Origin of the sequence: Bacillus sp. FSL R9-9410, from assembly GCF_038050385.1 — a bacterium.
In the GTDB taxonomy this organism is placed as follows: Bacteria; Bacillota; Bacilli; order Bacillales; family Bacillaceae_G; genus Bacillus_A; species Bacillus_A cereus_U.
On the sequence record NZ_JBBOTV010000001.1, the window covers coordinates 661,782 to 681,562 of the forward strand.

Below are 19,781 nucleotides of genomic sequence, written 5' to 3' on the forward strand. Positions count from 1 at the left end.
TTACTTGGAAATAGATGATATATTTTTATTTTTTAATGAAGGATACAAAAAGAAAAAACATTAAAATGAATATGCTAGACAGCATAAAAAGAAGATATGAAAACTTAATTTCATATCTTCTTTTCTCTCTATGCATTTACAGGTTCTTCTACATAAGAAAGAGCATTTTCGAAATCGGATATTAAATCGTTAACATTTTCAAGACCAACCGATAAACGGAGTAATGAATTGGAAATACCTCTTTCATCACGTGCTTCCTGTGATAAGGCTGCATGTGACATTTTTGCTGGATATGAAAGAATAGATTCAACAGCTCCTAGACTAACCGCAAAAACGGGCAGTTTAACTTTTGATAAGAATTGGCGCAGTGCATCTTCGGATTGTAAGGTGAAAGATAAAACAGCCCCAGCCGATGTTGCTTGATTTTGTTGAATACTATAACCAAGATGTGATTGTAATCCAGGGTAATAGACATTTTGAACTTTAGAGTGCTCTTGTAAAAAATGTGCGATTTTGTTGGCACCTGCAGCTGAATGTTCGAGACGTACATGCAGTGTTTTAATGCCGCGAAGCACGAGAGAACAATCTTGCGGTCCTAAAATAGCACCAAAAGCGTTTTGTAGAAAGCCGAGCTTTTGAGCAAGCTCTTCATCTTTTACGACAGCCAATCCGGCGGTGACATCACTATGACCAGCAATAAATTTTGTTGCACTATGAAGAACAACATCGGCGCCAAGGTCAAGTGGCTTTTGAAATAGTGGTGTCAAAAATGTATTATCAACAAAAGTAAGAGCATCAATAGATTTTGCAAGATTAGAAACAGCACGAATATCTGTCACTTTTAAAAGTGGGTTAGAAGGTGTTTCTACATAAAAGAGCTTCGTATTTGGTTTAATGTTTTCTTTTACTTCTTCCACATTGGTCATATCAACAAATGTATGTGAAACACCATAACGGGAGAGAACTTCAGTAACAATTCGATAAGTGCCTCCATATACATCTTCTGAAATAAGAACATGGTCACCTTGTGAAAGAAGGAGAAATGCAGTAGAAATGGCTGCAATGCCTGATGCAAAGGCAAATCCTTTTGTCCCGCCTTCTAATAAAGCAATGATATCTTCAAGAGCTTCACGTGTTGGATTTCCAGATCTACTATAGTCATACTTTCCGAAAGCATCTACATCAAACTGATGAAATGTTGATGTGTTATAGATGGGAACGTTAACAGCTCCTGTGTGTGAGTCATGCTTGTATTGATTATGCAGTAAAAGCGTATCTATGGAATAGCTCATATTTTTACACCTTCTTTTACAAGTTTAATTGCTTGCTTTAAGTCTTGAATTAAATCATTGCTATTTTCGATGCCGACTGAAAAACGGAGAAGACGATTACACACACCGCGTGCTGTTCGAATATCTTCTGGAATATCGGCATGAGTTTGCGTTGCTGGATAAGTCATTAAACTTTCGACGCCGCCAAGACTTTCAGCAAATGTAATTAAGGATAAAGATTGTAAGAAAGGATTAATCCAAGTTTCATCTTGAAGGCGAAATGAAATCATACCACCTCTTCCTGGATAAAATACATCTGTCACACCATCTTCATCATTTAAATAAGCAACAATTGCATGAGCATTTTCTTCATGCTGTTTCATGCGGAGTGCTAAAGTTTTCATCCCTCGAATTAATAGCCATGAATCAAACGGGCTTAAGACAGCACCAGAGGCATTATGATAATGAGCAAGCTCCTCGCAAAGAGATTTCCCTTTCGCAACGACAAGTCCGCTTAGTACATCGTTATGTCCGCCTAAATATTTAGTTGCGCTATGAAGGACGATGTTTGCACCTTCTGTTAATGGTTGCTGTATATAAGGTGTATAGAACGTGTTATCTACAATAAGAAGTAGTCCGTGCCTTTTCGCTACACTTGCTACACTTACGATATCAGTTACTTGCATTAATGGATTAGTCGGTGTTTCTATGAAAATAGCCTTCGTTTGAGATGTGATTGCTTGCTCAATTTGTTTAATAGATTGTGTATCTACGTATCTACATCGAATATTCCACTTGTCTTCATGTTCGGAAAATAGACGATATGTTCCTCCGTATAAGTCTTCGGATACGATAAGCTCATCTCCGGAACGGAATAGTGAAAGGACAAGGAGAACAGCCGCCATTCCTGAACTACAGGCATACCCTTGTTCACCGCTTTCTAAGTCTGCAATTGCCTGTTCTAAAAGACCGCGAGTCGGATTTCCAGTTCTTGAATAGTCAAAGCCAGTAGATTTACCAATTCCTTCGTGACGATAAGCAGTTGAGAAATAAACAGGTGGATTAACAGTTCCTGTTGTAGCTTCGCTACGGTTCCCGATTTGTGCTAGTTTTGTTTCGATTGTTGACATGTGAAAATTCCCCCTTTTTAAAGTGAACGACTAAGTGAAAATAAAAAAAGCCTTCTAAGAAGAAGGCTTTCGGATTGAATAGAGTCTTCTTCTCATCTGTCAAATCTTTAACAATTTGCTGGAATTAGCACCTTATTAACGAATGAATGTTAATGGTTGCTGAGGCGTCATAGGGCCAGTCCCTCTACCTCTCTAGATAAGAATGTGCGTATGAAATTTTTATTATGTTTTTAACTTTACAACAAAAGATAATTGAATTGCAACTTTATTTTAAATAATTTTTATTTTTCCGCAAGTGTCATTGACTTTTATTTTAGTGCATGCTAAATTTATAAAAAATTAACAAACATTGTTAAAAGGGGAACGTATTTCCTTTTAGCTACATAAATAAAATAATAAAGACAAACTCTTATTGAGAGCGGTGGAGGGAAAGGCCCTGTGAAACCCAGCAACCTTCAAACTAAATGTTTGAAACGGTGCTAAAACCTGCAAAACGTGTGTTTTGCATAATAAGAGGAGGAACAATTATGTCCCCCTCTTCAAAGTGAAGAGGGGGTTTTTATATTGATAGAAATGAGGGAGATTCGTGAAATTACTAGATTTATTATCAAAAGGAATTGTAATAGGTGATGGTGCGGTTGGAACGTTATTACATTCACATGGTTTACAAAGTAGTTTTGAAGAATTGAATTTGTCTGATCCGGACTTAATTATATCGATCCATAAACAATATGTAGCTGCTGGAGCGGATGTTATTCAAACGAATACGTATGGTGCGAATGAAGCGAAACTCCGCATGTATGGTCTAGAAAATCAAGTTGTCCAAATTAATAAAGCGGCAGTGAATATTGCGAAAGCATCAGTAACAGAGCGGAATGCAATTTTAGGGACAATTGGAGGTATGAAACATATTGGTGCTGTTACAACGACTGATATAGAGCGAGAATTTATGTTACTTGAGCAGGCAGGTGCTTTACTAGAAGAACAGGTTGATGGATTACTATTAGAAACTTTTTATGATGAATTTGAATTATTGCATGCCGTTAAAGTATTGCGTAAACAAACGAATATTCCGATTGTTGCTCAGTTAGCGTTACATGAGGCAGGTACGACTCAAAATGGGAATGATGTCAATGAAGTATTAAAACAGCTTTTGGATTACGGTGCCAATGTTGTTGGATTGAACTGTCAACTAGGGCCACTTCATATGACGGAAGCTTTCAAGATGATATCGATTCCTCAAAATGGCTATTTATCAGCATATCCGAATGCAGGTCTCCCGAATTATGTGGAAGGGCGTTACGTATATGAGGGAAGTCCAGCGTATTTTGAAGAGATGACACCAAACTTTATTGAACAAGGTATTCGTTTATTAGGTGGTTGTTGTGGTACTACCCCGGAACATATTGAAGGAATGAAACGTGCTATCGCAAATGTTGCACCTGTAATAGCAAAGGAGACGATTCAAAGGCCTAAAGTGGTCCATACACAGGAGAAGCGTTCGAGAGCTCATGTCACTCTCGCAGAAAAGGCAAAGAAACAAACGACAGTTGTAGTGGAATTAGATCCACCGAAAACGTTAGACACGCAGCGATTTTTTGAAGGGGCAAGAGCACTGAAAAGGGCTGGAGCGGATGCTATTACCCTAGCAGATAATTCATTAGCATCTCCTCGCGTTTCGAATATGGCTATGGGTGCATTATTAACGAAGCATGATATTCCAGTATTGACGCACTTAACGTGTAGAGACCATAACGTCATTGGACTACAGTCTCACTTGCTTGGATTATCAGCATTAGGTATGGAGGAAGTGCTAGCTTTAACTGGTGATCCAGCGCGCGTTGGTGATTTTCCAGGTGCAACTTCTGTATATGATTTGTCATCTATAGAGCTCATTAAAATGATTAAAGAGATGAACGACGGTCGCTCTATTTTAGGGAAATCAATTGGTCCGGCAACAAGATTTTCTGTCGGAGGGGCATTCAATCCTCATGTAAGGCATTTAAAAGCAGCGGTAAAGCGAATGGAACGAAAAATTGATGCTGGAGCAGAATATTTCTTAACTCAGCCAATTTATGATGTAGCTTTAATTAAAGAAGTATATGAAGCGACAAAGCATTTGGAACAACCTATCTTTATTGGAATTATGCCGTTAGTAAGTAAGCGGAATGCAGATTTTCTTCATTTTGAAGTACCGGGTATTACGCTCCCTGAAGAGATAAGACAAAGAATGGATGGACATGAAACGAAAGAGGCTGCTATCGAGGAAGGAATTCGTATTTCACAAGAGTTGATTGATGCGGCAATGAAATATTTTAACGGTATTTATCTTATTACGCCGTTTTTAAAATATGAAATTACAGAACATCTCGTGAAATATGTGAGAGAAAAGCAAGAAGTGAAAGAGGGTATTAATTGATGAAACGAATAGAAGAGAGATTACAACATGAAATTTTAATATTAGATGGTGCAATGGGAACGATGATCCAGCAAGAAGACTTAACAGCGGAAGATTTTGGAGGAGAAGAATACGAAGGTTGTAATGAATATTTAGTAAAAACAAGACCGGATGTGATTTTAAATATTCATAAAGTCTACATTGAAGCTGGTGCAGATATTATTGAAACGAATACGTTTGGTGCAACAAATATTGTATTAAGTGATTATGCATTGTCTCATTTAGATGAAGAGTTAAACGAAAGGGCAGCGCTTTTGGCGAAGCAAGCGGTTAAAGAAAGTGGGAAAGAAGTGTATGTTGCGGGAGCGATGGGACCAACGACGAAAGCGATTAGTGTTACAGGTGGTGTGACTTTTGAAGAGTTAATTGAAGCCTATACAAGGCAAGCGAGAGGACTATTAAGAGGAGAAGTTGATGTATTACTCGTTGAAACGAGTCAAGATATGCGTAATGTGAAAGCTGCGTACATTGGAATTCAATCGGCGTTTGAAGAACTAAACAAAATAGTACCTATTATGATTTCTGGAACAATTGAACCGATGGGAACGACTTTAGCGGGTCAAACGATCGAAGCCTTTTATTTATCGGTAGAGCATATGAAGCCATTATCGGTTGGATTAAACTGTGCTACTGGTCCAGAATTTATGAGGGAACATATACGTTCCCTATCTGATTTATCGGAGTGTTATATTTCGTGTTATCCAAACGCTGGTCTTCCTGATGAAGATGGGCATTATCACGAATCTCCAGCGTCACTTGCTGAAAAAGTAAAACGTTTTGCTGAAGAAGGATGGATTAATATTATTGGTGGTTGTTGTGGCACAACACCAGAACATATACGTGTAATGAAATCGGCGCTTGCCTCGATTAATCCTCGTGAGCATCATGAAAGGGTTGGACATGGAATTAGTGGACTAGAAGCGTTGCAATACGATGATTCTATGAGGCCTTTATTTGTTGGAGAAAGGACGAATGTAATTGGATCGCGTAAGTTTAAAAGATTAGTAGCAGAAGGGAAATTTGAAGAGGCTGCTGAAGTGGCAAGAGCGCAAGTGAAGAAAAATGCTCATATTATTGATATTTGTATGGCAGACCCTGATCGTGATGAAATAGAAGATATGGAAAGATTCTTGGCAGAAGTTACGAAAGTGTTAAAAGTACCGATTATGATTGATTCAACAGATGAAAATGTTATGGCGAAAGCTCTTACTTATATTCAAGGAAAAGGTGTTATCAATTCTATTAATTTAGAGGATGGAGAAGAACGTTTTGAAAAAGTGACACCCCTTCTTCGGAAATACGGTGCTGCGATAGTTGTAGGGACAATTGATGAAGATGGTATGGCAGTTAGTGCAGAAAGAAAGATAGAGATTGCTAAAAGAAGCTATGAATTACTAACGAAAAGGTATGGTATACGCCCATCTGATATTATTTTTGATGCGCTTGTGTTTCCTGTAGGAACAGGTGATGAAGAATATATAGGTTCAGCAGCAGCGACTATAGAAGGAATTCGTCTTATTAAAGAAGCGTTACCAGAATGTTTAACGATTCTAGGTGTGAGTAACATATCTTTTGGTTTACCACCAGCTGGACGTGAAGTATTAAACTCTGTCTTTCTATACCATGCAACGAAAGCAGGATTAGATTATGCGATTGTTAACACGGAAAAATTAGAGCGCTATGCGTCAATTCCAGAGGAAGAAAAACGTATGGCAGATGCATTATTATTTAAAACGACGAAAGAGACGTTAGAAAAATTTACAAACTTTTATCGTGTTGCCAAAAAGAAAGATGTCGTTATACAAGAAACGCTAACACTTGATGAACGACTGGCAAACTATATTGTAGAAGGTACGAAGCAAGGACTACAAGAAGATCTAAGTCTCGCGCTTACAGAAGGACGAAAACCTCTGGATATTATTAACGGGCCGCTTATGACAGGAATGGATGAGGTGGGGCGATTATTTAATGGTAATGAGCTTATCGTTGCTGAAGTATTACAAAGTGCTGAAAGTATGAAAGCTGCCGTAAGTTATTTAGAGCCACATATGGAATCTAGTGATAGTGCCAAAAAAGGGAGAGTATTATTAGCGACTGTAAAAGGTGACGTACATGATATTGGGAAAAATCTCGTTGAAATTATTTTATCAAATAACGGATATGAAATTATTAATTTAGGAATTAATGTTCGTTCGGATCGAATTGTTCAAGAAGTACAAGAAAAGAAACCAGATATTATTGGTCTTTCTGGTTTGTTAGTAAAATCCGCACAACAAATGGTAACGACTGCCGAAGATTTAAAAGCAGCGAATATTGATATTCCAATTGTTGTAGGTGGTGCAGCGTTAACGAGAAAGTTTACAGATAATCGTATTTCGCCATCATATAAAGGGCTCGTCTGTTATGCAAGTGATGCGATGACAGGTCTTGATATTATTAACAAATTACAAAAAGAAGAAGAACGTGAAAAGATGAAGCAAGATAAAAAGGAACGCCATCTTCATATTGTGAAACAAGAGGAGAAAAAAATAGAAATTCCCGCAGTTATTGAGCCGTTGCCAAAAGCAACTGTTATGATACCAGATTCGACGAAACGAGTTGTATTACGGGATATTCCTACCCTTCATCTTGCACCGTTTTTAAATAGACAAATGTTAATTGGACACCATCTTGGGTTAAAAGGAAACGTAAAAAAACTCTTGCAAGAAGGGGATAAAAGAGCACATGAGCTAAATGATTTAATTGATGAATTATTACAAGAAGGACAATCTTGGTTACGCCCAAAAGCGGTGTATCAATTTTTCCCGGCGCAAAGTGATGGACAAAATATAATTATATACGATCCGGAAGATCACACACGTATCATAGAGCGATTTGAATTTCCGAGACAAGGGAAAGCACCATACCGTACTTTAGGAGATTATATACGACCGATTGGAGATGAGATGGATTATGTCGCTTTCTTATCTGTTACCGTTGGAGAAGGGGTTCGAGATATTGCAGAGGAATGGAAGGCGAAGGGAGATTATTTACGCAGTCATGCGATTCAGTCGTTAGCGCTTGAATTAGCAGAAGGACTTGCTGAAAAAACACATATGCTCATTCGTGATCGTTGGGGAATTCCAGATTCACCTGAACTGACGATGGAAGAGAGATTCCGCACAAAATATAGAGGAATACGCGTGTCATTTGGTTATCCAGCATGCCCAGAACTTGCTGATCAAGAAAAATTATTTCGCTTAATTCATCCAGAAGAAATTGGTATTTCATTAACAGAAGGATTTATGATGGAGCCAGAAGCGTCTGTAACGGCTATGGTATTTTCTCACCCTGAGGCAAGGTATTTTAGTGTACTATAGTGTAGAAGGGGGAGACGTATGAAAAAAATAGTCTTTACAGGTGGCGGTTCGGCAGGGCATGTAACGCCTAATTTAGCAATTATTCCACATTTACAAAAGCAGAAATGGGATATCTCTTATATTGGTTCTCATCAAGGGATTGAGAAAACGATTATAGAAAAAGAAGGAATTCCGTATCATAGTATTGCAAGCGGGAAGCTACGTCGTTATTTTGATTTAAAAAATATAAAAGATCCTTTTCTCGTGATGAAGGGTGTTATGGATGCGTACGTAACAATTCGTAAACTAAAACCGGATGTTATTTTTTCAAAAGGTGGTTTCGTATCCGTACCAGTCGTAATTGGAGGATGGCTAAATAGGGTGCCAGTTTTATTACATGAATCTGATATGACACCTGGACTAGCAAATAAAATTGCGCTCCGTTTTGCCTCGAAAATATTTGTTACATTTGAAGAAGCTGCGAAGCACTTACCGAAAGAAAAAGTAATATATACAGGATCACCTGTACGTGAAGACGTACTAAGAGGAAATCTTGAAAAAGGTTTAAAGTTTCTAGGGTTTTCCCGGAAGAAATCAGTTATTACTGTTATGGGAGGAAGTTTAGGAGCAAAGAAAATTAATGAAACGGTTCGATCGGCACTTCCAGATCTTCTGAAAAATTATCAAATTGTGCATCTTTGCGGAAAAGGAAATCTTGATGAATCCTTACAAAATAAAGAAGGATATAGACAATTTGAATATATACATGGAGAGTTGCCGGATATATTAGCAGCAACAGATTTTGTTATTTCACGTGCGGGATCCAATGCGATTTTTGAATTTTTAACAATGCAAAAGCCAATGGTTTTAATTCCGTTATCGAAATTTGCAAGCCGTGGAGATCAAATTTTAAATGCTGAATCCTTTGAAAGACAAGGGTATGCATCGGTATTATACGAAGAGGATGTAACGGTGAACTCGCTTATAAAGCATATAGAAGAGCTATCTCATAATAATGAGATGTATAAAACAGCATTAAAAAAATATAATGGAAAAGAAGCGATTAAAACTATCATTCAACATATTTCAGAGGCATGATTAAACAATCATGTCTTTTTTAGTAGGATGAAAGATTCCAAGAATTGATATTTTTATGTTACAATAAAGTGAAACTTTAATCAGTGGGGGGTTCATCCCCACTGATTATTAGCCCTCACCAATCGGGCTTTTACGGGCAGTTAATCCCACACCTAACTTCTTTGTTTTCGCTGAATTTTGAGGTGGGGGTCTTACTGCCCGTTAATGCGGGATAACAAATGGTTAATAGGGAAATTCCAATTGATTAAGCGTGAAAATACGAATGGATTAGGAGTGACTGTGTTGGAGCTAAGTCTCTATGAAAATACTGCACTTATTATATGCTTTGTGTTGTACGTTGGTAGTGTTATTGTTTATATTTCACGGAAATTTTCACAAGAACGAGAGCTTGAAAAATCAGAAATAACAGCTGAACTAGAAATGTTAGCTGATGAAAGTTATAAAAAGAAAAAAATAAAAGAAGACCATGAAGCACCCCATCATTGAAACGAAAATAAGTTCTAAAGATGGGGATTTTTTTTTGGAAATCCCATTAACGCTAAAAAGGAGTTTTCCCATACATATTTAAGGAGTGGATATAAATGAAATTTTATATTGCTTCAGGATTTCAAAATAAACATCTTGTACGTTTCGTATCAAGCCAGTTGAAAGAAGTGGGATGGCAGCATACATATGATTGGACGAAAAATGAAAGAGCAACCAATAGAGAACAATTGCAAAAAATTGGTGAAGAAGAACAAAAAGCGATCCGAGAAGCTGATGTTTTCTTACTCATACTAGAGGGTGGGAATGGAAGTCATACAGAATTAGGGATGGCAATTGCTTTAGAAAAGAAAATTTATATATATCACAAGGGCAATGAGTTGCAAACTACATTCTACCATTTACGAGAAGTTGATATTTTCGAAGGAGAAATTGAGGGGCTTGTCTCATATATATTGAATAAAGTGGAATGTTAGACGTGGGAATGTAGCGAGAAATATTTCTTGCAAAAAAAGAGTGAAGGTTACCATTAGGCTATTTTGGGCACAGTTATTATAAGTAAAGCATATAAAGGAGTTATAAATATGAAATTAGAAAATGGATGGGAAACAAGTTTTTTAGAGGTTGTACAAAACAGTGAATTTAAGAAAGATGCAATTCTTAGTCAATTACTTTTTGCAGATAGTGAAGAAGTAGAAGAGATTGTTGATGATTACGGTTATGAAGAGATTATTGAACGCGAACATGATGATGAGTTAGCAGGAATTTTAGGAGAAGAACTTTTTAGTGAGATGGAGCGCAACGTATTCTTAGCTTCACAGCCAGAAGAAAAACTGATTTCATTCGTAAATGGATTAGGTTTTCATGTGTTAGATTGGATCGTGCTTCTTGAAACAGAATTTGGCATTGATAGCGCAAATTTCACATCGGATGCGGTGAAAATGTTAGAAAAGCGTTTTAGACAGTTTCCGTATATAGAAGAGAAGACAATTTTTGATATGAAGCTTGAAGAAACAATGGATGTATTAGAGTCTGTAACAGGTTTGCATTTAAAAGAAAAGATGGGTGTTTAAAAAAAGAACGTGATAGCTTCACGTTCTTTTTTTTACATAATAATAATTTTATCATCTAGCTTTGTTTGTCCAGTAAGAAGTGCGTTTAAATACTCTACTTTTCGTATGCAAGCTTGTATATGTCTTTCAACTTCTTGTAACTCTGCTTGGTGATGCGTTTCAATTGGATGAATTTGTACGTTAAATTTTTCGAATTGACTACTATATGTTATTTCTGCATAACCGCTCATAATATCGGTTTCGTTATGAAATAAAAATTGCTTCGTTTCTTCACAGAATGATACATCCTGAAAGCCATATACTTTTAATGCTTCAATTACTTTTTTAATCATGTTTGTATTCATTTTTTAACCCTCTTTGCGAAGTTCTACTTTTATATTATAACATAAAAAATTACTTAGAAAGCGCTTCCAAGTGTATTTTATTATAAACTTTACGTTTTAATCATAAAAATGAAACAAAGAAAAAATAATTGTAAAGAAGGAAGGACTCTTTTATTGTTTCGTCATATATATAGAGAAATAGTGCAATGAAAGGAAATTTTCCGAGGTGGAGATTGTATTTCCAATTTGAGCGCAGTAAAAGAGGTGAGAATCTTGAACTTTGATATTGTAGGACAAAAAGCATATATAAAAGATGGGCCGCATCGGAACCGAATTGGAACTGTAAAGAAAAATGAAAAACAATTAGAAACCCACTTTGCTATTGTAATTGGGGAACAAAGTATTGCTGTAGAGCTAAAGGATATCGTGTTAGTTGGAGTAGATGTAGGACAATTTCATACATGGTGCGAGCAAAATGGTTATTTGTAAAAGGACGGGCTGTGAGATAGTGAAATATATTTGAGAAAAGAGAATATGTTATTGTATTCTCTTTTTCTATGTTTCAGGAGGCGGAAATGAAATATAAAGCACAGGAGCTTACATTGGAGTTGAAAGAGAAGATTCAATGTATGGAGAATGAAATAGAGCGAATATCACTGGAACTTTTTAAAGAGTATTCATATTTATACATAGAGAAAAACATGGAACTATCTATGGAACTTGTTAAAGATAAAGAGCATCCTTTTGAGGTGGGTTATTATTCATCAGTTGCCATAGCTATATTAGATGAAGAAAAAGAGATGATTGGATTTTATAATATTCCAATTTGGAAATACGAAAATATTTTTTTAGGAATGCCAATTCAATCGAGGATTTTGGGGAGTAAGAAAATAGGGGAACTTGTTGATGAATCTTACTATGAGATTGAAGAGGAGTTAAAAGAGCAACTAGAAGAATACTTGGAGTGATAACTTTCAAGATAAGATGTATAGAGATGGAACATAATAAAAAAGACGCTAACATAATCAACTGTTAGCGTCCTTTTTTATTATGAAGCAATTTCACCAGTTTTTACATCGTCTTGATTGTACGTATCTTGATCTAATTCACCAAGCCATTTACTAGAAATAAGACCTGCTGTCATAGAACCACTTACGTTAAGAGCTGTACGCCCCATATCGATTAATGGTTCAACTGAGATAACTAGAGCGACAATGCCGATTGGTAAGTTCATTGTAGATAGTACGATTAACGCTGCGAATGTTGCACCGCCACCAACGCCGGCAACACCGAATGAGCTAATAGCAACGACAGCGATTAAAGTTAAAATAAATTGTGGTTGTAATGGATCAATTCCTACAGTTGGAGCGACCATCATAGCAAGCATTGCTGGATAAATACCTGCGCAACCGTTTTGACCGATAGATACCCCAAAGGATGCAGCGAAGTTAGCGATTCCTTCAGAAATACCAAGCTTTTCTTTTTGGGCTTCAATATTTAATGGCATTGCACCAGCACTAGAGCGAGAAGTGAATGCAAATGTTAATACAGGGAAAACTTTTTTCAAATATTGAATCGGATTTAAACCAGATAGCGCGATTAATAATAAGTGAATGATAAACATTACGATAAGTGCTACGTAAGATGCTAAAACGAAATTACCAAGTTTTAAAATGGCATTCACATCACTACCAGCAACTGTCTTTGCCATAAGAGCTAATACGCCGTATGGAGTAAGACGTAAAATTAATGTTACCATACGCATTACGATTGCATACACAGCATCAAGCATCTTCTTAAATAGCTCTGCTTGTTCGGGATATTTTCGTTTTACACCTATAAAGGCAATCCCGATAAAGGCTGCAAATATTACAACAGAAATTGTTGATGTTGGACGAGCACCTGTTAAATCAAGAAACGGATTTGTAGGCAACAATTCTAATAATTTATCTGGAATTGTTGTCTTTTCAATAGAAGTAAATCTTTCTTCTACTAATTTCAGACGAGCAGATTCTGCATCACCTTGTTGTAATCCTGTTGCTGATACATCAAATCCTGCGCTTGCAGCTATACCGACAGCTGCGGCAATTCCTGTAGTAAGAATTAAAATTCCGATAATAAGACCACTGATTTTACCAAGGTTTTTCGTTAATTGTAATTTTGTAAATGCTGAAATAATAGATACTAAAATAAGTGGCATAACGATCATTTGAAGTAATTTCACATAACCGTTACCAATTAAACTAAACCAGGTATTTGATTCAATAATTACTTTAGAAGTAGGCTCATAAATAAATTGTAATATAAGACCGAAGATAATTCCGACTCCTAAAGCAGTAAATACACGTTTATTAAAAGATACATGCTTACGTTGCATATAATACAATACGCCAACTAAAATGAGCATGACTGTGATGTTAATTCCGACAAGCAGTGTATTCATGTTAATTCCCCCTAATTCCAATGTGTTATATAGAATATAAGGTAATAAAACCTATAAGTCAACTAGGGAATTGCGGAATTAAAAAAAAGATGGCAATTTGCCATCTCTTAATGACCAGCTCCAGGGACAAGTAAAAATGTTGTGTACCATGTAAATCCGATGAAGAAAACGGTTAAATATGCCCCGAATACGTATATATACATACGCTCTGTTAATTTTAAATAACTTAAAAGTACGAAGAATCCTGTTTGTCCTAAAAATAGTAGTGCGGTCGAATGCATATCCCCTACGTAAAACATAACCGAGAAAATTCCAGTCCAAAAGCCGAGAACGCGAAACATGCGCTCCATGCCATCTCCCTCCTTTTCAAAAAAAGTAAAACCTCTCTTCATTATAGTTTATTTTTCTAACTATTGTAAATATTCATTCATATAAAAGAAAGAAGCCAATTATAATATTGACTTCTTCTTAATTGAAAAACTAAATTTGAACTTTATAGTTACAAGATTTGCATCCATCTAGTAGACTATCGTTTCGTGTTAATTCCACGTTCGGGAATAGGATTTCAAAAATCCCCTTCATCATATCTCCGTGCATATTACAAATTTCAGTCGGATGATGCGCAGCAATTTCTTTAAATGGGCAATTGTGTACATCATAGAAAATTTTTGTACCATCCGTACTTATTTCAAAAGCAGGAGATAAACCAGCTGTTGAGAATGCTTCTTTTGCGATTAGCATTTTTTGTTCTATCGTCAATGCTTCTGCACTTACATTTAAGCGATGCATATGTTGTTGCATTAATTCTTTGCCGAATTGTTTCCCTGTTTCATATAGCGCTTTTTCACCAGCGCTACCTAAGCTTAGCAGTGAATTAAATGCTATCTGCGCTAATAATTGATAATCACGAAATGGGAATTGTAATTGGATGACATCTTGAGACAAGACGTATAGTCTGCTTGGTCTGCCGCCTTTCCCAGTTTTTTTTGTTTCTGATTTGAGCATATTAACATCTTCTAATTTAGATAAATGTAAACGCGCTACGTTTGGATGAATGTCAAACTCATCTGCAATTTCTTGTACAGTTACGTAATTATGTTTTTGCGAAATATATTTATAAATGTAATAACGAGTAGGGTCAGATAATACACCTGTAATTTTTAAAGCTTGTTCCATGAGGATCTCCACCTTTATCACTTTATCCAAGATATTAACATTATAATACAGATAAACTGCTATATAGGTAATTTCAGACAATAATTCGGAAATTGTTCATAATTTCACAAACATATTTTTCCTTTTTCTCTTAGTGAAAATACAAAATCTCTAATTTTTCTTGAGCATTTTTTTATGATATATACATAGTGAGGAGGGAAACTTGATGAATAGTGTCGAGCTTTTTGCAAATATGATTATGAAAGAAGCTTGTAGGGTGCAAGCATCAGACTTACATATTGTGCCCAGGCAGAAGGATGTGGCGATTCAATTACGTATAGGGAAAGATTTAATTACGAAACGGTGTATTGAAAAGGAATTTGGAGAAAAGCTTGTTTCGCACTTTAAGTTTTTAGCATCAATGGATATAGGAGAGAGGAGAAAGCCTCAAAATGGTTCATTATATTTGCAAATTGATGGATCAGAAGTGTATTTACGCCTTTCAACACTTCCAACAGTATATCAAGAAAGTCTAGTTATTCGTCTCCATTTACAAGCATCTGTTCAGCCATTGTCTCATCTTTCGTTATTTCCAAGTACAGCGGAAAAATTACTCTCTTTTTTAAAGCATTCGCATGGGTTACTCGTATTTACTGGGCCGACTGGTTCTGGGAAAACGACGACAATGTACGCGTTATTAGAAGTAGCTAGAAAAGGAGAAACACGTCGTATTGTTACTCTGGAAGATCCAGTTGAGAGAAGAAAAGACGGTTTATTACAAATTCAAATAAATGAAAAAGCTGGTATCACATATGAAACGGGATTAAAGGCTATTTTGCGTCACGATCCAGATATTATTTTAGTTGGCGAAATTCGTGATGAAGAAACAGCGAAAGTAGCTGTAAGGGCCAGTTTGACGGGACATTTAGTGATGACAACCTTGCATACAAATGATGCGAAAGGAGCGATACTACGATTTATGGATTATGGTATTACAAGGCAAGAAATTGAACAATCATTATTGGCTGTAGCTGCTCAGCGACTCGTTGAATTAAAATGTCCGTTTTGCAGAGGGAAGTGTTCAACTTTATGTAAATCAATGAGGCAAGTGAGGCAGGCAAGCATTTATGAACTGTTATATGGATATGAATTAAAACAAGCGATTAAAGAAGCAAGTGGAGAACATGTTACGTATCACTATGAAACGTTGGAATCGTCGGTGCGAAAAGGGTATGCTTTAGGATTTTTAGAAGAAGATGTATATGTTTAAGAGAAAATGGAGTTTAAGTGATCAAGTATTACTATGGAAAAGATTAAGTGATTTATTAGAGAAAGGTTACTCACTTTTACAGGCGTTAGAATTTTTGCAGTTTCAACTACCGTTAGGGAAGAAATTACAGTTACAGCATATGATCGAGGGATTGAAAAATGGACAAAGTTTGCACGCTTCTTTTCATCAATTAATGTTTCATCCGGAGGTGTTAAGTTATTTGTTTTATGCAGAGCGACACGGTGATATTTCTTTTGCTTTGCAACAAGGGAGTGTACTTCTTTACAAGAAGGATAAATATAGGAAAGATATGATGAAAGTAATGCAATATCCTATGTTTTTATCATTTTTTTTAATGATTATGCTTTCTGTTTTTAACCTCATTTTATTGCCTCAGTTTGAAATGATGTATAGTTCTTTACGTTCTACAGCACCACCACTTACGGAGCAAATTTTAGTTGCAATTAAATTATTACCCTACTTCATTTATATCATTTTTCTTATCGTTATAACGGGATTTAGTTTATATATATTTTATTTCCGAAAACTTCCGCCTACTCAACAGGTAAAGATTATGATCCGTATTCCCCTTATGAAAACATTTTCTATTTTAAATCATTCGCATTATTTTTCCGCTCAATTAAGTGGTTTATTACACGGTGGATTGTCAGTGCACGAAGCATTAACAATAATGATGAAGCAAAAGTATCATCCGTTCTTTCAGTATGAAGCAGCCCGAATTGAGCGGCAATTAATTGCAGGAGAACCGTTACAATCTATTATTGATAAAAGCGGTTATTACGAGAAAGAACTTGCTTATATCATTACGCATGGACAAGCAAACGGTAATTTAGCAAATGAGCTTGGTGATTACAGTGAGCACATTATTGAAAAGGTAGAACAAAAAATTAAACGTATGTTATTTGTGATTCAACCCATTTTATTTACATGTCTTGGGGTTATAGTCATTCTGATGTACTTAGCGATGATTATGCCGATGTTTCAAATGATGAATTCAATTTAGGGGGGATTTACATGCAGAATGAGGAAGGTTTTACTCTTTTAGAAATGTTATTAGTTATGGTTGTCATAACTGTATTATTACTATTAATTATTCCAAATGTAGTTACACAGCGCTCATCCGTGCAAGGAAAAGGATGTACAGCCTATGTGAAATCTATAGAAGCACAAATACAAGCATATCAATTGCAACATAATAAGATTCCATCAATAGAGGAACTTGAAACAGAAAAGTATATTACTTCTAAAACTTGCCCGAAAGGTGAACCAATCCATATTTCTGATGATGGCAAAGTAACAGCCGGGAAATCGTGAAACAAAAAGGTTTTACGCTTTTAGAAATGCTACTTGTCTTATTTGCTATTTCTGTACTGAGTGTTGTTACGCATTTTAATGTTACTTCATTATATGAAAAACAAAGAGCCGAGCAGTTTTTGAAACAGTTTTCAAATGATATTTTGTATATGCAGCAGTTGGCGATTAAGCGTCAAAAACATTATACGTTACGCTGGTTTAAAGGGAAACAGATGTATTATATTTCGGAATCGGAGACGGACTTTTTAATTGTTAAGAGAGAATATGATAAAGATGTCCAAATTGATTTGCATACCTTTCCAAATCCGATGACATATAATCCGAGCGGGAATATTAATAGAGGTGGTACGATTTTACTTTCCTATCGAGGGTATAAATATGAGATTGTATTTCAGCTTGGAAGAGGGAGATTTACGTATCGTGAAGTGTCAAAAAGGATCAGTAATGGTTGAAATGGTTGTAGCGTTAAGTTTAATAATGATGGCGGTATCGTTATTGCTCCCGCAAACATTATTAATTATGCAAGAAAGAAAAAATATAAAAATGAGCTATAAAGCATTAATACTATTAAAAAAAGAAGCGGCCTTATTTATGTATGAGAATGAGGAAAAGCGAGAAAAAGAGCAAGTCATAAAAGGAATTGTATATTACACATATTGGAGAGGAGATGAAGTTTGTACGATGTGGAAAGATATGAGAGGAAAAGCGATGGAGCAATGCCTTTATGCAGAGAAAAGGTAAAAAGGAAGCGGGATTTACGTTAATAGAAATGATTGCATGTTTGTTGCTTTTATCAATGTTCTTTTTACTTTTACCACGTCTTCAGATTATGGGGATAGAAAATACACATTCAAAAGGATTAAATGAATGGGAGTGGGATGTGTTTTTAGGACAAATGCAATTAGAGTTTCGTGAAGTATTAAGAGGGAGGAAGATAGCACTAGAAAATGATGAACATATTTTGCGCTTCCAACTTCGTAATGGCGATGAGGTGACATATGAAAAAGTGAATAGTAATTTAATAAGAAAAGTAAATATGCGCGGAAGGGAATCTATATTGCAAAGGATTGAAGCGATTTCGTATAAATTAACACCTCATTTGCTCTATATATATGTGAAAGATATAAGTGGTGAAATATATGAAGGCGTGGCTGTACGCTATAGTGAAATTGAGATAGAAACATGAGAAAACAAGATGGATTTGCAATGCCAGGAACAATTATTTTTCTTATTTTATTCATTTCTTTTTTGATGTACGAAACGAATATGTTACTTTCGGATAAAAAATTCTATTCTGAAATAGAACAAAGTTTTTTCATGGAGGAACTTGTTGATCGAGCTATTTCAGATATAAAAAGAGACTTACAGCAAAAAGAAAAAGAGGATGTCTTTTTATTTCAGTATGAAAGAGGAGAAGTGAGTGGAAAGTACGTCTTTGAAAATGATGTTATTAACATTTCATTGCAATGTGTTACAAAAAAGAGAGTTTTCTACAAAGTGAGCTTTCGCTATAGGAAAAGGGATAATAAAATATTGGATTGGGTAGAAGGATAATGTGTAAAATACGCGGGGGAGAAGCATTAATTTACAATGTGTTGAGAGTCAATTTTTTTGTGGAAAGGGATAAAAAGGATAGTTAAAAGTTTAAATTTTCTCAAAAAAGAGAAAGGTAGAAAGAATATGATATATTCATGCTATCCAATCATTTTTTCTAGGGAGATAAGGAAATGACAACTAACAATCAAATAGGTGAAAATAAGGAACAAACTATTTTTGATCATAAAGGAAATACGATTATGACAGAAGATAGGGAAATACAAATTATTTCAAAATTCGAAGAACCCCTTATTGTCGTATTAGCAAATGTATTAAGTGATGAAGAATGTGACGGATTAATCGAATTGTCTAAAAACAAAATAGAGCGGTCTAAAATTGGTTCGTCACGTAATGTAAATGATATTCGAACGAGTAGCGGTGCATTTTTGGAAGAGAATGAACTAACTTCCAAGATTGAAAAACGAATTTCATCTATCATGAATGTTCCTGTAGCACATGGAGAAGGATTGCACATTTTAAATTATGAAGTGGATCAAGAATATAAAGCGCACTATGATTATTTTGCGGAACATAGTAGATCAGCTGCTAATAATCGTATAAGTACTCTTGTGATGTACTTAAATGATGTAGAGGAAGGCGGGGAGACATTCTTTCCGAAATTAAATCTTTCTGTACACCCTAGAAAGGGAATGGCAGTATACTTTGAGTATTTTTATCAAGATCAATCACTAAATGAGCTTACGTTACATGGAGGAGCACCTGTAACGAAAGGCGAGAAATGGGTTGCAACGCAGTGGGTGAGAAGAGGTACTTATAAGTAAAAGTGAGCCAGCTTGTTTGATTGCGA

22 protein-coding genes and 2 riboswitches are annotated in these 19,781 nt (G+C 35.8%); of the genes, 16 read left to right on the forward strand and 6 right to left on the reverse strand.

The features are described from left to right. Positions 1 to 128 precede the first annotated feature (128 nt). Both metC and metI read right to left on the reverse strand, forming a co-directional pair. A complete protein-coding gene (gene metC / locus MKX77_RS03620; protein WP_002160473.1) occupies positions 129 to 1,292 on the reverse strand; it encodes a cystathionine beta-lyase in 1,164 nt (387 codons plus the stop codon). Next, positions 1,289 to 2,401: a cystathionine gamma-synthase/O-acetylhomoserine thiolyase gene (gene metI / locus MKX77_RS03625; RefSeq protein ID WP_002160474.1), complete on the reverse strand. Its 1,113-nt coding sequence runs from the start codon at positions 2,399 to 2,401 to the stop codon at positions 1,289 to 1,291. Before metI ends, metC begins: the two co-directional genes overlap by 4 nt. An 89-nt stretch (positions 2,402 to 2,490) precedes the next feature. Continuing rightward, positions 2,491 to 2,604, reverse strand: a riboswitch (SAM riboswitch). A gap of 203 nt (positions 2,605 to 2,807) precedes the next feature. Further along, positions 2,808 to 2,917: riboswitch (SAM riboswitch) on the forward strand. A gap of 70 nt (positions 2,918 to 2,987) precedes the next feature. On the opposite strand from metI, the gene MKX77_RS03630 reads away from it, so the two are divergent. The 6 genes from MKX77_RS03630 (at position 2,988) to MKX77_RS03655 (ending at position 10,851) form a co-directional block, all read left to right on the forward strand. Further along, complete coding sequence (locus MKX77_RS03630; protein WP_341305852.1) at positions 2,988 to 4,820, forward strand: bifunctional homocysteine S-methyltransferase/methylenetetrahydrofolate reductase; 1,833 nt, start codon at positions 2,988 to 2,990, stop codon at positions 4,818 to 4,820. Next, on the forward strand, positions 4,820 to 8,218 hold the full coding sequence (gene metH, locus MKX77_RS03635) for a methionine synthase (protein WP_341307927.1): 3,399 nt from the start codon (positions 4,820 to 4,822) through the stop codon (positions 8,216 to 8,218). Before MKX77_RS03630 ends, metH begins: the two co-directional genes overlap by 1 nt. 18 nt (positions 8,219 to 8,236) lie before the next feature. Then, positions 8,237 to 9,295: an undecaprenyldiphospho-muramoylpentapeptide beta-N-acetylglucosaminyltransferase gene (locus tag MKX77_RS03640; RefSeq protein ID WP_215554196.1), complete on the forward strand. Its 1,059-nt coding sequence runs from the start codon at positions 8,237 to 8,239 to the stop codon at positions 9,293 to 9,295. A gap of 243 nt (positions 9,296 to 9,538) precedes the next feature. Continuing rightward, complete coding sequence (locus MKX77_RS03645) at positions 9,539 to 9,781, forward strand: DUF3966 domain-containing protein (RefSeq protein ID WP_088099555.1); 243 nt, start codon at positions 9,539 to 9,541, stop codon at positions 9,779 to 9,781. Between the two features lie 95 nt (positions 9,782 to 9,876). Continuing rightward, positions 9,877 to 10,254, forward strand: coding sequence for a nucleoside 2-deoxyribosyltransferase (locus MKX77_RS03650; RefSeq protein ID WP_341305853.1), 378 nt, complete (start codon positions 9,877 to 9,879; stop codon positions 10,252 to 10,254). A gap of 108 nt (positions 10,255 to 10,362) precedes the next feature. Then, positions 10,363 to 10,851, forward strand: coding sequence for a hypothetical protein (locus tag MKX77_RS03655; RefSeq protein ID WP_341305854.1), 489 nt, complete (start codon positions 10,363 to 10,365; stop codon positions 10,849 to 10,851). Between the two features lie 32 nt (positions 10,852 to 10,883). Here the strand turns inward: MKX77_RS03655 and MKX77_RS03660 are convergent, their stop codons facing one another. Continuing rightward, entirely contained in the window at positions 10,884 to 11,195 is a 312-nt protein-coding gene (locus MKX77_RS03660; protein WP_002111840.1) for a hypothetical protein, read from the reverse strand. Between the two features lie 252 nt (positions 11,196 to 11,447). Between MKX77_RS03660 and MKX77_RS03665 the strand changes: the two genes are divergently transcribed. Then, positions 11,448 to 11,663: a DUF3912 family protein gene (locus MKX77_RS03665; RefSeq protein ID WP_002160480.1), complete on the forward strand. Its 216-nt coding sequence runs from the start codon at positions 11,448 to 11,450 to the stop codon at positions 11,661 to 11,663. A gap of 86 nt (positions 11,664 to 11,749) precedes the next feature. Beyond that, on the forward strand, positions 11,750 to 12,142 hold the full coding sequence (locus tag MKX77_RS03670; RefSeq protein ID WP_341305855.1) for a hypothetical protein: 393 nt from the start codon (positions 11,750 to 11,752) through the stop codon (positions 12,140 to 12,142). Positions 12,143 to 12,222: 80 nt separating this feature from the next. Here the strand turns inward: MKX77_RS03670 and MKX77_RS03675 are convergent, their stop codons facing one another. The 3 genes from MKX77_RS03675 to MKX77_RS03685 form a co-directional block, all read right to left on the reverse strand. Further along, a complete protein-coding gene (locus tag MKX77_RS03675; protein ID WP_215554193.1) occupies positions 12,223 to 13,617 on the reverse strand; it encodes an L-cystine transporter in 1,395 nt (464 codons plus the stop codon). A 107-nt stretch (positions 13,618 to 13,724) separates the two neighbouring features. Next, a complete protein-coding gene (locus MKX77_RS03680; protein ID WP_002015110.1) occupies positions 13,725 to 13,967 on the reverse strand; it encodes a DUF2626 domain-containing protein in 243 nt (80 codons plus the stop codon). 130 nt (positions 13,968 to 14,097) lie between these two features. Further along, complete coding sequence (locus tag MKX77_RS03685; RefSeq protein ID WP_341305856.1) at positions 14,098 to 14,793, reverse strand: helix-turn-helix transcriptional regulator; 696 nt, start codon at positions 14,791 to 14,793, stop codon at positions 14,098 to 14,100. Positions 14,794 to 14,998: 205 nt separating this feature from the next. On the opposite strand from MKX77_RS03685, the gene comGA reads away from it, so the two are divergent. From comGA to MKX77_RS03725, 8 genes are all read left to right on the forward strand, one after another. Then, positions 14,999 to 16,042 carry a competence type IV pilus ATPase ComGA gene (gene comGA / locus MKX77_RS03690; RefSeq protein ID WP_016106153.1) on the forward strand — a complete coding sequence of 348 codons (1,044 nt, stop codon included), beginning with the start codon at positions 14,999 to 15,001 and terminating at the stop codon, positions 16,040 to 16,042. Further along, positions 16,029 to 17,066 carry a competence type IV pilus assembly protein ComGB gene (gene comGB, locus MKX77_RS03695; RefSeq protein WP_341305857.1) on the forward strand — a complete coding sequence of 346 codons (1,038 nt, stop codon included), beginning with the start codon at positions 16,029 to 16,031 and terminating at the stop codon, positions 17,064 to 17,066. Before comGA ends, comGB begins: the two co-directional genes overlap by 14 nt. Before the next feature lie 11 nt (positions 17,067 to 17,077). Continuing rightward, the gene (gene comGC / locus MKX77_RS03700) at positions 17,078 to 17,377 is read left to right on the forward strand and encodes a competence type IV pilus major pilin ComGC (RefSeq protein ID WP_215554190.1); all 300 of its coding nucleotides are present in this window, start codon (positions 17,078 to 17,080) and stop codon (positions 17,375 to 17,377) included. Next, positions 17,374 to 17,829: a competence type IV pilus minor pilin ComGD gene (gene comGD, locus MKX77_RS03705; RefSeq protein WP_341305858.1), complete on the forward strand. Its 456-nt coding sequence runs from the start codon at positions 17,374 to 17,376 to the stop codon at positions 17,827 to 17,829. The genes comGC and comGD overlap by 4 nt, the downstream gene beginning before the upstream one ends. Further along, positions 17,822 to 18,118 carry a hypothetical protein gene (locus tag MKX77_RS03710; protein WP_002160491.1) on the forward strand — a complete coding sequence of 99 codons (297 nt, stop codon included), beginning with the start codon at positions 17,822 to 17,824 and terminating at the stop codon, positions 18,116 to 18,118. Before comGD ends, MKX77_RS03710 begins: the two co-directional genes overlap by 8 nt. Beyond that, positions 18,102 to 18,563 carry a competence type IV pilus minor pilin ComGF gene (gene comGF, locus MKX77_RS03715; protein WP_341305859.1) on the forward strand — a complete coding sequence of 154 codons (462 nt, stop codon included), beginning with the start codon at positions 18,102 to 18,104 and terminating at the stop codon, positions 18,561 to 18,563. The genes MKX77_RS03710 and comGF overlap by 17 nt, the downstream gene beginning before the upstream one ends. Continuing rightward, complete coding sequence (gene comGG, locus MKX77_RS03720) at positions 18,560 to 18,931, forward strand: competence type IV pilus minor pilin ComGG (RefSeq protein WP_215554187.1); 372 nt, start codon at positions 18,560 to 18,562, stop codon at positions 18,929 to 18,931. Before comGF ends, comGG begins: the two co-directional genes overlap by 4 nt. A gap of 173 nt (positions 18,932 to 19,104) precedes the next feature. Next, positions 19,105 to 19,755: a 2OG-Fe(II) oxygenase gene (locus MKX77_RS03725; RefSeq protein ID WP_215554186.1), complete on the forward strand. Its 651-nt coding sequence runs from the start codon at positions 19,105 to 19,107 to the stop codon at positions 19,753 to 19,755. The last annotated feature ends 26 nt before the right edge of the window (positions 19,756 to 19,781 follow it).

Bases quoted from the DNA above. Each gene is read 5' to 3' on its own strand.
- metC (WP_002160473.1), bottom strand. From the start codon at position 1,292: ATGAGCTATTCCATAGATACGCTTTTACTGCATAATCAATACAAGCAT.
- metI (WP_002160474.1), bottom strand. From the start codon at position 2,401: ATGTCAACAATCGAAACAAAACTAGCACAAATCGGGAACCGTAGCGAA.
- metH (WP_341307927.1), top strand. From the start codon at position 4,820: ATGAAACGAATAGAAGAGAGATTACAACATGAAATTTTAATATTAGAT.
- MKX77_RS03640 (WP_215554196.1), top strand. From the start codon at position 8,237: ATGAAAAAAATAGTCTTTACAGGTGGCGGTTCGGCAGGGCATGTAACG.
- MKX77_RS03650 (WP_341305853.1), top strand. From the start codon at position 9,877: ATGAAATTTTATATTGCTTCAGGATTTCAAAATAAACATCTTGTACGT.
- MKX77_RS03655 (WP_341305854.1), top strand. From the start codon at position 10,363: ATGAAATTAGAAAATGGATGGGAAACAAGTTTTTTAGAGGTTGTACAA.
- MKX77_RS03660 (WP_002111840.1), bottom strand. From the start codon at position 11,195: ATGAATACAAACATGATTAAAAAAGTAATTGAAGCATTAAAAGTATAT.
- MKX77_RS03670 (WP_341305855.1), top strand. From the start codon at position 11,750: ATGAAATATAAAGCACAGGAGCTTACATTGGAGTTGAAAGAGAAGATT.
- MKX77_RS03675 (WP_215554193.1), bottom strand. From the start codon at position 13,617: ATGAATACACTGCTTGTCGGAATTAACATCACAGTCATGCTCATTTTA.
- MKX77_RS03680 (WP_002015110.1), bottom strand. From the start codon at position 13,967: ATGGAGCGCATGTTTCGCGTTCTCGGCTTTTGGACTGGAATTTTCTCG.
- MKX77_RS03685 (WP_341305856.1), bottom strand. From the start codon at position 14,793: ATGGAACAAGCTTTAAAAATTACAGGTGTATTATCTGACCCTACTCGT.
- comGA (WP_016106153.1), top strand. From the start codon at position 14,999: ATGAATAGTGTCGAGCTTTTTGCAAATATGATTATGAAAGAAGCTTGT.
- comGB (WP_341305857.1), top strand. From the start codon at position 16,029: ATGTATATGTTTAAGAGAAAATGGAGTTTAAGTGATCAAGTATTACTA.
- comGC (WP_215554190.1), top strand. From the start codon at position 17,078: ATGCAGAATGAGGAAGGTTTTACTCTTTTAGAAATGTTATTAGTTATG.
- MKX77_RS03710 (WP_002160491.1), top strand. From the start codon at position 17,822: ATGGTTGAAATGGTTGTAGCGTTAAGTTTAATAATGATGGCGGTATCG.
- comGF (WP_341305859.1), top strand. From the start codon at position 18,102: ATGCAGAGAAAAGGTAAAAAGGAAGCGGGATTTACGTTAATAGAAATG.
- comGG (WP_215554187.1), top strand. From the start codon at position 18,560: ATGAGAAAACAAGATGGATTTGCAATGCCAGGAACAATTATTTTTCTT.
- MKX77_RS03725 (WP_215554186.1), top strand. From the start codon at position 19,105: ATGACAACTAACAATCAAATAGGTGAAAATAAGGAACAAACTATTTTT.